The 15,527-nt window shown below is 39.2% G+C and carries 11 protein-coding genes; 4 read left to right on the forward strand and 7 right to left on the reverse strand.

Annotated features, from left to right (window positions below; translation table 11 throughout):
• Positions 1-759 (forward strand): ATP-binding cassette domain-containing protein, encoded by a 759-nt coding sequence (locus DFP82_RS07810; protein WP_110923176.1) that lies wholly within the window; start codon positions 1-3, stop codon positions 757-759.
• Between the two features lie 433 nt (positions 760-1,192).
• Here the strand turns inward: DFP82_RS07810 and DFP82_RS07820 are convergent, their stop codons facing one another.
• The 6 genes from DFP82_RS07820 to DFP82_RS07845 all read right to left on the reverse strand — a co-directional run bounded on the left by DFP82_RS07820 (position 1,193) and on the right by DFP82_RS07845 (position 10,995).
• Positions 1,193-2,515 (reverse strand): PepSY-associated TM helix domain-containing protein, encoded by a 1,323-nt coding sequence (locus DFP82_RS07820; protein ID WP_110923333.1) that lies wholly within the window; start codon positions 2,513-2,515, stop codon positions 1,193-1,195.
• Positions 2,516-2,687: 172 nt separating this feature from the next.
• Complete coding sequence (locus DFP82_RS07825) at positions 2,688-4,985, reverse strand: FepA family TonB-dependent siderophore receptor (protein WP_110923178.1); 2,298 nt, start codon at positions 4,983-4,985, stop codon at positions 2,688-2,690.
• A gap of 913 nt (positions 4,986-5,898) precedes the next feature.
• Positions 5,899-8,022, reverse strand: a complete 2,124-nt coding sequence (locus DFP82_RS07830; RefSeq protein ID WP_110923179.1) for a peptidase domain-containing ABC transporter — start codon at positions 8,020-8,022, stop codon at positions 5,899-5,901.
• A gap of 4 nt (positions 8,023-8,026) precedes the next feature.
• A complete protein-coding gene (locus tag DFP82_RS07835) occupies positions 8,027-9,298 on the reverse strand; it encodes an HlyD family secretion protein (RefSeq protein WP_110923180.1) in 1,272 nt (423 codons plus the stop codon).
• Between the two features lie 62 nt (positions 9,299-9,360).
• Complete coding sequence (locus tag DFP82_RS07840; protein WP_110923181.1) at positions 9,361-10,509, reverse strand: JmjC domain-containing protein; 1,149 nt, start codon at positions 10,507-10,509, stop codon at positions 9,361-9,363.
• A 99-nt stretch (positions 10,510-10,608) separates the two neighbouring features.
• Complete coding sequence (locus tag DFP82_RS07845) at positions 10,609-10,995, reverse strand: hypothetical protein (RefSeq protein WP_146221331.1); 387 nt, start codon at positions 10,993-10,995, stop codon at positions 10,609-10,611.
• A gap of 1,040 nt (positions 10,996-12,035) precedes the next feature.
• Here DFP82_RS07845 and DFP82_RS07850 point away from each other — a divergent pair.
• Positions 12,036-13,442: a uracil-xanthine permease family protein gene (locus DFP82_RS07850; RefSeq protein WP_110923183.1), complete on the forward strand. Its 1,407-nt coding sequence runs from the start codon at positions 12,036-12,038 to the stop codon at positions 13,440-13,442.
• A gap of 90 nt (positions 13,443-13,532) precedes the next feature.
• Here DFP82_RS07850 and DFP82_RS07855 read toward each other — a convergent pair whose 3' ends face one another.
• On the reverse strand, positions 13,533-14,198 hold the full coding sequence (locus DFP82_RS07855; protein WP_110923184.1) for a TetR/AcrR family transcriptional regulator: 666 nt from the start codon (positions 14,196-14,198) through the stop codon (positions 13,533-13,535).
• A gap of 285 nt (positions 14,199-14,483) precedes the next feature.
• Between DFP82_RS07855 and uraD the strand changes: the two genes are divergently transcribed.
• Positions 14,484-15,005, forward strand: coding sequence for a 2-oxo-4-hydroxy-4-carboxy-5-ureidoimidazoline decarboxylase (uraD, locus tag DFP82_RS07860; RefSeq protein WP_110923185.1), 522 nt, complete (start codon positions 14,484-14,486; stop codon positions 15,003-15,005).
• A gap of 35 nt (positions 15,006-15,040) precedes the next feature.
• A complete protein-coding gene (gene uraH, locus DFP82_RS07865) occupies positions 15,041-15,409 on the forward strand; it encodes a hydroxyisourate hydrolase (protein WP_110923186.1) in 369 nt (122 codons plus the stop codon).
• The last annotated feature ends 118 nt before the right edge of the window (positions 15,410-15,527 follow it).

Below are 15,527 nucleotides of genomic sequence, written 5' to 3' on the forward strand. Positions count from 1 at the left end.
ATGATTAAACTAAATAATATCTCATACCACATTGGCAAACAGCAAATCCTACATGACATTACGCTGTCTCTGCCAAGCGAACAAGTCATTGCTTTGATAGGTCCTAATGGTGCTGGTAAATCCACCTTGTTTTCCGTTATGGCACGCCTGCAACCGCTGCAGTCAGGGCAAGTGTGCTTTGGTGAGCATGATATTGTCAGTTGTCATGCTCGGACGTTGTCCAAAACGGTGGCGATGCTCGGCCAAGACAATCAAGTGCAAGGTCGATTGCGTGTACATGAGCTGCTGATGTTTGGGCGCTATCCTTATCATCAAGGGCAGCCAACCGCTGACGATCAGCAGAAGGTGCTAGAAATTATTGAGCGATTTGAGCTGGAGCTGTTGGCCGACCGCTTCTTATCGACATTGTCCGGTGGTCAACGCCAGCGCGTACTGATTGCCATGATTGTTTGCCAAGATACGCCGTATCTATTGCTAGATGAGCCGCTGAATAATTTGGACATGTATCACGCTGGTCGCCTAATGCGTGAACTACGAGAACTGAGCCACAGTCAGCAGAAAACCGTCGTGATTGTCTTACATGATATCAATCAAGCCGCACAATTCGCTGATACCGTGGTCACGATGAAAGAAGGCCAAGTGATGGCTGTTGGTCAGCCAGTCGATGTGATCACACAAGAAACGATGAAACAGTTATACAACGTCGATGTGACCGTGCTAAACCATCAGGGTCGTCCAGTGATTGTTGATTCGGTTTAAGTACAGCACTTTGCAAACGAAAAAAGGAATTATCGATGCATAAAGCTCTATTGAATAATCGATGGATAAACTATAAAAATCTATCTATATTAATTTTAGTAATTAGCTTTTGCTTATTCATTTTTAATGCTTTAAATAAAGAGGTATCAAATACCTTTTTTTGGCTAGGAATCACTTTATATGCTCTAAGATTGGTGGTTATTCCTATGGATTTTACTCAAAACATCTCTTCAGTAGATTACACAAAGAACTACGATGAAAATAATACATGGCATAAATGGGTGATGCTAGGTGAGAGATTTTCTTCCTTTATTTTTACTGTCTTGATAGCATACACAATATTTTTGCAATTCAAGTGATAACTAGGACATGCCTTTAATTCAGTACGTAGCTATTTACTGAATTAAAAGCCTACCTTAGGAATCTGGCAATATTACCTACCCTTTTGCAGCGCCTTTAAACGCTGTTGACGCCCTTTCCACCACAGATAAACACCAGTAACTGACAACACTGTCACAGCCAAACCTATCAATGCTAAAAATATTTGATAAAGTATATGGCCAATACCCTGGCTAATATGCCCCATATGTAGCGTCGATAGCCATTGATCCGTTTTGCTACCGAATGACGAACTCTGATAGCCAAAGTTGACGCGCTCGATGCTACCTGTCTTTGCATCGACAGTAATAGACGAAGCGCCGCCTTTTTTACCGATATCTTTATCTGTTTTAAAACGCAGCTGCCATTGACCTTCATCCTCTACCCAGCGTATGCCCAATAGCTGCTGTACGCTCATGTCCTGACTTTTAGCTGCGATATACGCCTGCTCGCTCAGATAATCAATACTATTGGCTTTATTGACCACATCAACCGTATTCAGAGCATTGATGTCAACATCAATACTAGCACCCGTTCCTACACTAGAAGTCTGACCAACTTTCTCACGTGATTTTTTCGACTTTTCTTGTTTTTCACCTCTGCCTTCGAGTCCTACGACTGCCTGCATGACAGGTCGATAGACTTGCTGTAAATTGAAGCCAACACTTGACCAAGCGATGACAAATAACATTCCCCAAAGCCACAATCCAAAGGCATGGTGCAAGTCATAATTCAGTTTAAACAGGTTGCTCTTGGTACGAATTTTCCATGCTGGTAACCAACGCTTGAGAAAGGATGCACGTTTTTTAGAAGGTTTTTTCTGTGTGTTTTTCTTTTTAAGTGCTCTCGGAAACGTTAAATAAAAACCGATAAAACAATTAATGGTCCAAACGACAGACACGATACCTAATACCCATTTGCCGATATCACCAAGCAATAAATCGCGGTGCAACCAAAAAACTTTCCACATGGTATTGTGCAATGCCCACTGGTCTTTATCACGGGTTCCGATGATATTACCATCATAGGGGTTCACATACACTTCTTGAAACGGTGCTTTTGGTTGATTTTGGGCAGCCTTACCTCGGGCTCTATCTACCGAAAATACTGCCGACCTGTCTGCCGCTATCGACGTTGGCATGCTAGAAAAATTATGTTTTGGATAGGCACTAAGAACCCTATCATGCAGCACCGCAATAGGAAGATGCGGCGTGTCTTGGACATCTACCTGAGCCAGTTCATGATTGAACACATCGTCCAATTCCTCATGAAATGCCAACAATGTGCCAGTAATACCAGCGATAATTAAAAAAGCTGCCATGGCAAGCCCCGTATAACGGTGAATCCAAAGACAGCTGAAGCGAAGATTGAATGACATAAATAAATCTGCTGTTATATTGTGATGGTTATTGATTAAAGAGGCTTGTTTAAACAAGCTCATTTAAAGAGGCCTAATTCAAGAAAGGCATTTAAAAAAAGTTACTGACAGCACAAAAGGCCTGAACCAATAGCTCAGACCTTTTTAATCGAACAAACCCTGTGCTTACCTGTTAAAAGTCAACGCTAACGTCGAACACATAAGTACGACCAGGTTCGTTAAAAGTACGTGCACCAGCATTCGTAGCAGTACCCTCACGATAAACACCCGTATCAAATAAATTTTTGACACCAGCACCAACGGTTATATCCTTAGTCAAATCATAGCGAGTGCTCACATTAGCAATAGCATACGGCTCGCGATCAAGCAACGGGTCATCACTATCATCTCCCGTTGTAGCTGAAATCGTAGGGGCTTCAATCGTGCCATAGTAGCTCACATCAGCGTTAGCATTCCAACGCGGCGTAATGTCCCAATCGACACCCGTGTTCACAGTGAACTTAGGAATGAGTGATAGCGGCTCGCCATTGTCTTTTCGCTCTGAGCGCAAAATACCAGTTATGTTAGAAGACCATGACACCGTATCGGTAACAGGAACTTTTACAAACCCTTCTAAACCTTCGATAACAGCCTCGCCTTGGTTTTCCCATACGAAGATCGAGCGGCCTGTCGCCGTATCTAACGCTACACGGTCGACACCAGCGCCGATTCGGTTGTCATAAGCGTTATGATAGTAAGTCAAGCCAGCATTTAGCCCAGTACCATCATCATAAGTAAAGGTCAGCTCTTTATTCCAAGAGGTTTCATTTTCTAGGTCGGGATTACCCAATACATGACAACCTTGTTCTTCCTCAGGCACCCAAGATGGACAGCCATTACCACCCGTGTAGTAGATGTAATTTGGATCAAGTTGATACAACGAGGGCGCTTTAAATGCACGGCTGACACCGCCTTTCACTGACCAATCAGGACTAAAGTGCCAAGTGCTGTTGATACTAGGCGACCAGTTACTGCCAGCCTCGCTATGGTAGTCAAAGCGTAGACCTGGAGTGATATACCAGTCAGGTGTAATCTCATAATTGTCTTCTAAATAAGCACCGATGAGGTAGGCATCTGAGGTTGGGTCGCGCTTGTCAGGATCAGTCTCTACATCACCAAAATCAAAACCATCTGCAAATGCCAAATCAGATACCACTGGGTTATCCAGCTTTTCACCGCGGAACTCTGCACCAGCAGTCAAGGTATGACGGTCAAAATAAATGTCCCACTCTGATTTAGCATTTAGCGTGTCATAGGTGGCTTCTGTCCACTCAAACTCCTCGCCGTCGTCAGGTATCTGAATTTGACCTTCACCACCGCCAGCACTGCCTTCACCTAGACGCTCATTGACTGTCCGAGTGTACTCTATGAAACTGTTACTACTAGCGTCATCATACTCACCGCGATGTGTGATCGCCGCACCATAACGCTGCATTTTGCTTGTTGTTTCACCTTCTAACTCATCTAATAAATTTTGATTCACGCTTTGGAACAATGAATCACCTGCCCAGCGGTTTTCTTGACGGCTATAGTTCACTTCGAAACCGACGGTATTCATCGCATCCATCGCGTATTCAAACACTTGGCGCGCATCGATATTTTCAACACCCTCAGTACCTGCTGCTACTGAGTCATCTAGCGCTTCGGCTGCATTAATAGAGGGATCATCTGCTTCACTGTCATGATATCCAAGGGTCGTACGCGAGGACAGCTTGTCAGTTAAAGCGCCTGCCATATTGACATTGGTACGCCAGCTACTGCCTTCTAGATCGCTTTCTGGTGCCTCATAATGTCCGCTGACGGAAAACTCTGTTTCGGTTGGGCGCTTAGTAATGATGTTTACCACACCGCCCATACTGCCAGAGCCGTAACGAGCGGCTGCTGGGCCACGCAATACTTCGATGCTCTCGATAGCGCTTGGTGGCACCCATTGTGAGTCACCACGCGTGTCTTGCTCACCACCACGGCTAGGTCGTGAGGAATTACGAGAAGTGACAGGACGACCATCGATTAAGATAAGCGTGTTGTTTGGACCCATGCCACGCAAATCAATTTGACGTTGGTTACCACGCTGACCTGACGTCGATGACCCTGACAAATTCACACCTGGCATTTTACGTACAATCTCTGAGATATCATTAGAAAGTGAGGCTTTTTCGATGGCTTCTTCGCTAATGATAGACAGTCCTGCCGCCTGCTCCAACTCCTCTCTGGCCGCTCGTACCACAATCGTGTCTAGTGTGGCTGTAGGCACTGCTTCCTGCTCAGACGCTGCTTGCGTCACCATCTCATCGCTTTCTGCTGCAACAGCCGTGCTACTAAGAATAGAGGCCACAGCGATACTGAGCAGGACTTTGCCCGTCGCTAAGCGTTGAGAGTTCTTTGGAGAAGTGGGGTATGAATGATCAGAGCGACCTGATTGGTTTAACATAAATAACGTTCCTTGAAGCACTTAGGCTCATTAGTACCTTTCAATTGCACTGACAGCGAACATTTTTAGCCACTTTGTACACAGTGCTTATGATGCATCCACATCGTCAGCATATATAACTAGACACATGACTGCGAAGCGATATAAAGATATAAACATGTCATGAAGTATGCGTATGCAAAGTGTGACTAAAGCATGGCCAAGTGGCTTAAATATCGGTGTAAGACAAATCAGTAAAGGTAGGTACTGAGTAGGGTTAAAAGTTTGGTGACGCGACAACTGGCATAGACCAACTGCTTAAAATATGAATTACGATAAGTTCTCTAGAATAGGTACAGCAAAGAATCTTTAACTATTCTGTAATGAGCGGAACACACTTTAGCAATATAAATAAGATAATGCAAACATTAATGATAATTATTATCATTAATGTTTGCATTATCTTATTTATAAATGAAATTGAGCAAAATTGTGATTATTAGTATGCTACTAAAAATGCTTCAATGCGCTATGCATATAAGGTCAGCGCTTTCAAAGTATAGTAGTACTATAAAACTGGACAACTAAGCAGATTACACTAGTGAAAAGTTATACCAGCCTAAAGAAAATAATATGAGCTCCAAATACAATCCATACACTCGCCCCCCATTTTAGTCATAGAGCACAAACCATACGTATGAGATTTTGGTTGGTATTCACGTCATAGAATAAACTACGTATGAATAATGATAATCTTCTTGCAGAGGTTTTGTTTAAAATCTGCAATTATCGCAACAATATAGGTAATGGCGGAACTACCTCAATACATAAACTAAATCACGCTGCTCAATTAAATTTTATAAGTATTTATGGTGGGGATGATTACCGTTAGTTGACTAAGAGTATCACTACGATTTCTTGATCATAGTCCATATTAGGCTAAACCTATCTTAGAGCTATTTTTTAGAGAGATTACTCTATCCGCTGAATTAATAGTTTCTGGTCTATGTGCTATAAAAACTCTTGTGATATTTAAGCTTTTAATAGTGTTGTTAATTTTTCTTTCAGTCTCAACATCTAGATGACTGGTAGCTTCATCTAAAAATAGAATTTTAGGTCTTTGATAGAGAGCTCTTGCTATAAAAATTCTTTGCTTTTGCCCCCCTGAGAGTATACTTCCCATATCACCTATTAAGGTTTGATATTCCATTGGCATACTCATTATCTCATCGTGAATTGATGCTAACTTTGCACATTTAGTCGCCCAAAGCATATCTACACCTTCATCAAAAAAACTTATATTTTCTAGTAAAGAGCCTGCAAATAATACGTCGTCTTGTGCAACACACGCTATTAGCTTTCTTGAGTTTAATTCCGCTATATTTTTAAAATTTTTCCCTGCAATAAGGATTTCGCCAGAACTGGGTTTTAATTCACCTATCATTAAACTCATCAGAGTACTCTTACCGCAACCAGTCTCTCCAACTATCGCTACAGATTCTTTATCTTTAACGTACAAAGATATATCCTTTAGAATATACTCTTCGTCTTCTGAGTATTTAAAACTAATATTTTTCACTTTGATATCTGAAATATTATCTTCAGATTCTATTGGGTTTAACTTCGGTAGGTATTGTGAACGCTCTTGATCCTGTAGGACGATATCAGCTAACCTTTCTCCATGAATATTTAACATTTTTAATTCAACATATTTATCGATTAGAGAGCTAACACGACTACCAAACTGGGATTTATAGGCTAAAAAAGCAATCAACACACCGACAGTAAACTCTCCTTCAATAACAAAGCTTGCTCCCAAATAAACAACAATTAAGTTTTCTAAGCCAAAAATTATTCCATTTGTGAATTGGAACATCAAATTCAGCTTTTGAGTTTTCAACCTAGCATTTACTTGATTGACAAATAATGCCAACCAACTTGATTGTCTATACTCTTGCTTATCATAACGCTTGATGGCTTTAATACCTCTCATGCTTTCCATGAAGTGTGTGGATTGCTGAGCAGCATGTACAATTTGTTCTTCTGTAGCTCTCCGTAGAGGTATATACCAAATCCACCTCAAAGCTGCATAAATTATCAAAGATAAAATGACTACGATTGATAGCGATGGACTATACATGAACATTAGAGTAAGCGTAAAAATCGTCATTAAACCATCTAAGATAGCAGTCAAAAATGTTGTGGTTAATGTTGATTGAATAGCATCTATGGAACTAAATCGAGAAACAACATCTCCTAAATGACGTTTTTGAAAATATGTAGTCGGTAGGTGTAATAAATGATTGAATATATTTGATTTCCATTGCACTTTTAAAGTCGTAGATAAATACATTCCAATCCACGACTGGAGTAAGCTAATGCTATTATTGAGTAACATTAATAAACCAAAGCCGATAACTAAAGTTGTTAATAAATTAATATCAGCAGACAAAATCACATGATCTATAACCCACTGCATAAAAAGTGGTGTCACTAAAGAAAATAGTTCTAAGACCAATGCTAAAATAAAAACCTGACTTAGTGAACGCCATATTCCTTTGATTCCTCCGAAGAGCCGAAATATATCAATAGTTGTTTTTTCTGTTTTCTGTTCAAAATTTGCATTCGTCCATAACTCTAAAGCGACGCCTGTAAAACTTTTTGAAGCATCTTGCATACTTATAGATCTTTCACCTAGCGCAGGATCTAGAATGGTTATCTTCCTCATTGAAACAGAAGTTAAAACAACAAAATGGTTCATATCCCAATGTAAAATACAAGGCAGTCTTAGCTTGTTCAACTCTTTTAAGTCAAGTCTTATAGGTCTAGTTTGTAAATCAATACTATTCGCAATAGCAATTATTCTCGCAAGTGTTGCACCTTTTTGGGAGATTGAATGTTTTTGTCTTAGAGTAAACAGGTCAGTATAGTAACCATGATAACTGGCTATCATAGCTAAACAGGCAAGACCACATTCCGAGGATTCAGTTTGTAGAATAATCTTAGTGCGTCTGGTAAGACCGAGAGAAAGCGATTTTAGATAACTATTATTTGTCACGATTCTATATTTTTCCAGTTATACTGTATATTGGTTCTAATACCCACTCATATAGTTTACGACGTTCTTGCAATACATCTGCTTCTAAAGTCATACCTACTTGTAAAGGTAGTCTTTCACCATATGCTTGAATATCTTGGCGATCTAGTACAGCTTTTACTAAATATACAGGTTTATTATTCATTTGCTCCTCTAGAGATACTGTGCCAATACTAGGAATATTTTGGGCAGCTATAGCTGTTTTGGCAATTGAACTAATCCTAGCTTTCGCATGCCCAAATTTTTGATAAGGGTATGCCTGATACCGTAACAGAACTATATCGCCAACATCCATAAACCCAATAGCAATATCTGGTACGTATAATTGTGCAACCAATACGTTGCTCTGAGGTAAAATTGTCATTAACGGTTTAGAAAGGTCTATGTATTGCCCCGTTTGAGCATATATACTACTTACTACACCAGGCTGTGAAGCTTGTATAACTGAGCTCTCACTTGCTTTTACTTCTACTGACTGCTGTTGATTATCGTATAGAAGTCTATCAAGTTGAGATAATTGGTTTTTATGCTCATGCTGAAGTTTTTCTACTGTATATGACTGTTCATTGATTTGCTTTTTTAGTGAAGATTTATTTGTTTCCAAACTATCTTTCTTCTCAAGTGCTAGAAGGTATTCCATATTTTTTGAATCAAAATCTTCCCTAGATACGGCACCAATATCTATAATCGATCGGTAATTATCAAGAACCTTTTTTGTCGTTTCTATTTCTTCTTCTTGAAGTCTTATTGACGCTACTACTTGATTTAGATCATCCTCTAATCTCGATTTTTGCATAAGATAAATCTGGACCTGAAGTTCATGAGCTTTGTTAATTTGATATTTTTCTATATCAAGAGCAGCAGCCTTATTTTCTAACTCTTTATCTATTGCCGCTGAAGTACTTCCTTCATTGTTATATTTTGTTGTTGCAATACTATATAACACATCATCTTTTTTGACTGTTTGACCTTCAGCGACTAACTTTTTGCTGATAAAACCTTGTACATTACTATAGACTTGTATTAAACCGTCCTTTGGAACTAGCTGACCTTGAACTGTGCTACGTTTAGTGTAACTACCAAAAAATAGAAAAAAAACAATCATCAAGCCTATAATTAATGAGCATATAGTCAGTAGAGTAAAACTAAAAGGACGAGTAAGAATAACATTACCTGCCCATCCCTGATTTTTAGCTTCTAAAACCTCTTTTCTAAAAATATTTTTTTTCTCGGACATAGCTTGTTCTTAAAATAATTTAAATTTTGTAGATGTAATAATTTAAATAATTGGCAAGCACATTATTTCTCTACAGAAATAATGTCGTTTAGCGCTAAATTAAACAATAAAACATTCAACACTTCCTTGTCATAATTATTAAACTCGCACAGTATATCTTTGATAGATGCGACTGACTCATTAAACAAAAATCTTAACAATTTCCCACTAATATCATCTATAGTTATTTTATTACCATTTATTACTACGTAATTATCTTCAAAAAAATGTAGTAAGTTAGCATTTACAACTAGTTTCGTATCTACAGTAAATATGTTTACGTTACCATTACCTAAGACATCTAAAGACAGTTGTGTTGGTAGTCTCTGATTACCAATATAATTAGTCAAAAAACTATCATAATAGGATTTATCGTTCAAAATTTTTGAATAGTCTTCAGAAATTTCTTGTAACGTGCTCTCATCATTTTCAAATGATTTAAGATTGCGACGACAACCTAATATATCTGGAGTCTGATTAAGCAGCCAACTCATGTACTCAAATCCAGTAGGAGCAAAAGTTCCGATTGCCAAATGGAAGGTTTCTTCTCCTATAGGTAAAGGGTTATGCCACCAACCACGAGGAACATAAAGTATATCTCCAGCCTCCAAGATGACATCCATATAGACTTCTTCTGGTTCTTTGATATCCTGAAAATTTTTGGTTTGCTGCATATATAGTGGTAGTTCAAAATTTGGTGCTTTTAGTATCCAGCGCTTTCTTCCTATCAATTGTACCGCAAACACATCTCTTGTATCCCAATGAGATTTATAAGATGATTTACTACTAAAAGCAGCATAACCACTAGTTATAACATTGGCTCTAGAAAAATTTGCGATTTTCTTGCTGATTTTATCAATTTTAGGTTCATTGGTAATACGGTTATAGACCAATGTCGCACCATTTCTTAGATATTCATATAATATAGGACGAATCATACGAAATTCAGTTTTGCCAAGATTATGATAGCTTTCAATATATTGATCTTTTGAAACCACATAACCATTCATTAACTTGAAGCTTTCGTCAGACACATCTGCACGACTATATACTTCATTCACATAATCCCAGCTGAAATCAGTATCTTTTGCTGCAGCTTTGAATAAAAAAGGTTTTTTGTAGAGGTATTCTGAATCAAAATCAGTTTGACTAATGTAGAAATCAATATTCATTATATTATCACTAAAAAAAATATAACCTTGAGCACCTGCTCAAGGTTATGAAGTATGAGATTTTACAGATTGGTTAAAATTTCCTAGTGCGAAGCACTATTAGCAGTAAGCAGAACCATCTGAATAATCATCTCCAGCCATACTCGTTACTTTATCAATTCCTGTTGATATCCAACTCTGAATAGGAGTGTTCTCATTAAGCCATTCACCACCTGCATAACCTATTACCGCAGCTCCGCCGTACCCTGTACCAAGTGCAGTCCCAACAACAATAGATCCTCCTGTCGCAGCAGCGGCAAAAGCTCCGGCTCCTGCACCGAATGCAGCTCCATCTTTAACATCCTGTCTAGTTACAGCCCCGCCTGAAACAATATTCATTTCGACTATAGTTAATTCTCTCATTTTTCCATCCCTATTATGAAATATAAAAAACTCTAATATCTTTGTTAATTCCTTATCTTTAAAGAAATAACAACTGCAAGACAAACAATAAAACCTATAAAACCTGCAATATAAAACGAATCAAGTAATATTCTTCCTGTTAATTTATAGTTTAAGTAATGCATCCCCATAAAAAACAACCAAAGCAATACTAAAAGAAATATTGTCTTTATAAAAATTTTCATATGAACCTTGTATTTTATAAAACACCCTTGATAACCATGTAACAACATAAATGTCTATAAGCAAAAAACCATTATGAATTTTTTATACAATATATCTTCCCTATAAATCATTACAATTTATTACATCCATGATCATATACGAAAAAAATTTAATTAGTAGGCGTAAATTGCTTAAGGAAACTAATACCCCACCCTTAAACAGAACAATTGTTCTAAAAAAATGCAGATAATAATCTTAATGATATTCATTGTCAATAAATATGTCCTATTTATTTTAAATCAGTCTAAAACCTAAAACTTTCATTATTTTTTCTTATTTTCAAGCGTATCTGTGGTTCTATCTTCTTCTTCTTTTTCTTCAAGTTTCAGTTCACAGTTAGGTTTAGCTCCCCAAAATCTAGCCTTATTACCTGCATAAAATTCTGAATACTACCACCGACTTTTTACAGTAGCTTGTTTGACTCGGCTATCTGTTGCTCATGATTCTCTGTATCCTGATAATAAATAACCGTTATTTTATAAATAAACACACTAATGTTAAAAAAATGTTGCAATAACTAACCATTTCCCTATACCCTTGGATAGTTGACCAATTAGTCAGGTTTGTAATAATGGCTATTTGCTAGACTCATAAATAACTAATAGCTACCTACTTTTATGTATTCACATAAGAATAAGTGCGACTCTTTGTGAGATGGCTAAACAATACGACTGCTTCTCTAAACTAGAATCAATTCAGTTGGAAAGTATGACAGGGCAACCGAGTGTAGAGGTATATTGAATACTTCAAGTGAGGCTGACGCTGTGACGCATTTCTAGTGCATTGACACTATGTATCATCGCATTGCTTAATAATCTCCATAGAGCTGGGACTGAAAGTCACCTTAGGAGGAAGCCAAGATGAGTGAGCACACTCAAGGGAACCCCGATTTATTGTATGGACTGCATGACCGTCCTGCTCCTGCAAAAGCATTTTTAGGGGCAGTACAACACGTACTTGCCAGCTTCGTTGGTATTATTACTCCATCATTAATCATAGGCGGTGTCTTGGGTTTAGGGGAACATATCCCCTATCTCATCAGCATGTCATTGATGGTTTCAGGTATTGCAACCTTTATCCAAACACGTAAAGTTGGGCCAGTGGGTTCAGGTTTAATGGCGTTACAAGGCACCAGTTTTGGCTTCTTAGCCGCCGTACTAGCAGCAGGCTTTGTGGTAAAAAACAGGGGCGGTAGTCCAGAGGAAATTCTCTCTGTCATCTTTGGGGTGTCATTTCTTGGTGCCTTTGTCGAAATTTTCTTAAGTCAGTTCATCACCAAACTTAAATCATTGATGAGTCCAATCGTGACAGGTTGTGTGATCGTGACTATCGGTCTGTCGCTAACTAAAGTTGGATTGACAGATTTGGCAGGCGGTGTTGGTGCTGAAGACTTTGGTAGTATGCAAAACTTATTACTAGGCGGCGGTGTGTTGGTCAGTGTGGTGCTGATTAGTATCGTCAATAATAAAGTCATTCGCTCAAGTGCGATATTTATCGGATTGATGCTCGGTTTGATAGCTGCTGTCTTTATGGGGCGTATTGATTTTTCTCTAGTTTCTGAAGCCCCTCTATTTACGATGCCCGTACCTTTCAAGTTCGGTTTTGGTTTTGACTGGCAGGCTTTTATCCCTATTGCCTTTATGTATGTCATTACCAGTATTGAGACATCAGGTGATTTGACGGCGACTTCGATGATCTCAGGCGAGCCAATCAAAGGCCCAGTATACGAAAAACGTATCAAAGGCGGTGTACTAGGTGATGGTGTCAACTCATTGATTGCAGCGGTATTCAACACGTTCCCAGTGACGACTTTTAGCCAGAACAATGGTGTTATTCAGATGACGGGTATTGCCAGCCGCTATATTGGCTTCTATGTTGGCGCTATCTTATTCACTATGGGTATGTTTCCTATCCTTGGTGCCATCTTTACCCAGTTACCAAAGCCAGTCATTGGCGGTGTAACATTGCTGATGTTTGCAACGGTAGCGACCGCTGGTATTCGCATACTATCAACCGTCAACTTTACCCATCGTAATATCTTAATCATTGCGACCTCTCTAGGTCTATCAATGGGTGTGGCTTTTGTTCCTGATGTCTTCGCACAAGCACCGCAGCTTTTCCGTAATATCTTTGGTTCAGCAGTGACCATGTCAGGTATCGTCGCCATTTTACTTGATATGATTTTACCCAAAAACTATGGTGTCGAGTTCGATACAGCAGAGCAGCATTTGGATGATGGCCTAAAGCCGCTTAGACAAAAAATCTAACCTGCCATAATAAAAATAACGCTAGCGCATCATCAGTGCACTAGCGTTATTTTTTATAATTCGTCCGTAAAAAATGGCAAGATATAATCGTTATTCAAGACCACAGCCACGTAAGATAAATGGCACTAAAAAGTCAGCGGCACGTGTTTCATCCTGCTGGTCATAATCGCTTTTTTCCATCAAGCCAACGATTTCTGTTTCAAATTCAGCATAACGTTGCGTCGTTGCCCAAATCAAAATCAATAATTGCAATGGGTCAGCAATGCCAATTTTTCCTTGCTCATACCAAACTTTCATGACCTTCGCTTTATCAATCGCCCACTCTTTCATCGTCGTCGACATAAAATTGTTCAAATGTGGTGCGCCGCCGATGACTTCAAGCGCAAATAGTTTATGTCGATTTGGATTGGCAAAGGCTTGATGCAGTTTGGTACGAACAAATTTTTCGATGACCACTTTAGGATCACTATCAACCGTCATGGTCACCAATCCATCATTCCACTCTTGAATAATAGAGTGCAACACCATCTGATACAGATTTTTTTTATTCTTAAAATAATAATGAATATTGGCCTTTGGCAACTTTGCTCTATCAGCAATACTTTGCATCGTCGCACCACCAAAACCTTGCAACACAAACTCTTCTTCAGCTGCCGCCAGAATGACAGCCTGATTGTGCGCACGAATGCCTTGTTGATTTTGCGGTGTCGCTGCTTCAAACGTCTCTTGTATATTTATATCGGTCTCTTGGGCCATGTGAGTTATACCTGTCGTTAATATGATAAATAGATGGCAGGATTCAAGTAAACAGCTCTATTTAATTTCTAATTTTTATGAAATATAAACCACTTGAATAAAATATCCTGATAAACTAGTTGACCAAATGGTCAGGTTTGAGCAGAATAGTAATATTAAACCAATTATTATTCTATAAATACTATATTCAGTATGTGATTTTGTATCTAGCAGCATTAGCGTGTCACCATAACTCCAATGCCAGCCCATTCTAATCCATCACTATTAAATGAAAAGGAGATTACTGTGAGATTATCTTTACAGCAATTTAATGAACTCTCGCCAGCTGATGCAACTTCACATCTATTGACCTGTTGTACCAGCACTCACTGGGCGCAGACTTTAGTAAATAAACGTCCTTTCATCGACATGCCTGCCATGCTCTCTCATAGTGATGATGCTTGGATGCAAGCGCAAAAAGATGAGCAGAACCTCCTAGAAGCGTTTGATGGACATCCACAAATCGGCAATGTCGATTCGCTAAAAGAAAAATATCGCAACACGCAAGACAGTGCAGCACATGAGCAATCAGGTGCCAATGACGCTGAAGACGATGTCATTGAAGCCTTGGCGCAAGGCAATCAGGATTATCTCGATAAATTTAGTTTTATCTTTATTGTATTTGCCACAGGTAAAAGTGCTCAGCAAATGCTGGATCTACTGTTAGCACGACTACCAAATGATCGCGAGACTGAGCTGCTCAATGCCGCTACCGAGCAAAATAAAATCACGCGTTTACGGTTACAGAAACTGCTGAGCGACGCGTAAACCTTATCTGCCCCACATATATAAACGGAGTTATTATGTCAGCCACTCTCTCATCACATATCTTAGACACTCATCTTGGCAAACCAGCGGCTGATGTCGCGGTGACCTTACATCGTATTACCGATAGCGGCGAGGCTGTTCTATTGGCAAACGGTAGCACCAATGCGGATGGCCGCGTGTCTCCTGACAGCTGGCAGTTTGGCTCAACACTTAATAGTAGCGAATCTGATTTGAGTCATGGCCGTTATACGCTGACTTTTGATACGCAGTCTTACTTTGATACACAGCAGATCACCGCGTTTTATCCGCAAGTCATTATCGACTTTATGGTGCGTGATGCCCATCATTACCACATACCGTTACTACTGAGCGCACATGGCTATAGCACCTATCGCGGCTCGTGACTGTATTTGATGGCATTTGATTTGATGTCATAACGACGACATGACAGTGCAAGAGCACATCGCAGTACAACGGTATATTAAATAACAAAGCACATTGAACAAAAAACGCTGACGACAG

Origin of the sequence: Psychrobacter fozii, from assembly GCF_003217155.1 — a bacterium.
Classification (GTDB): Bacteria; Pseudomonadota; Gammaproteobacteria; order Pseudomonadales; family Moraxellaceae; genus Psychrobacter; species Psychrobacter fozii.

Coding starts and splice junctions, on each gene's coding strand:
- DFP82_RS07850 (WP_110923183.1), top strand. CDS start 12,036: ATGAGTGAGCACACTCAAGGGAACCCCGATTTATTGTATGGACTGCAT.
- DFP82_RS07810 (WP_110923176.1), top strand. CDS start 1: ATGATTAAACTAAATAATATCTCATACCACATTGGCAAACAGCAAATC.
- DFP82_RS07820 (WP_110923333.1), bottom strand. CDS start 2,515: ATGTCATTCAATCTTCGCTTCAGCTGTCTTTGGATTCACCGTTATACG.
- DFP82_RS07825 (WP_110923178.1), bottom strand. CDS start 4,985: ATGTTAAACCAATCAGGTCGCTCTGATCATTCATACCCCACTTCTCCA.
- DFP82_RS07855 (WP_110923184.1), bottom strand. CDS start 14,198: ATGGCCCAAGAGACCGATATAAATATACAAGAGACGTTTGAAGCAGCG.
- DFP82_RS07835 (WP_110923180.1), bottom strand. CDS start 9,298: ATGTCCGAGAAAAAAAATATTTTTAGAAAAGAGGTTTTAGAAGCTAAA.
- uraH (WP_110923186.1), top strand. CDS start 15,041: ATGTCAGCCACTCTCTCATCACATATCTTAGACACTCATCTTGGCAAA.
- DFP82_RS07840 (WP_110923181.1), bottom strand. CDS start 10,509: ATGAATATTGATTTCTACATTAGTCAAACTGATTTTGATTCAGAATAC.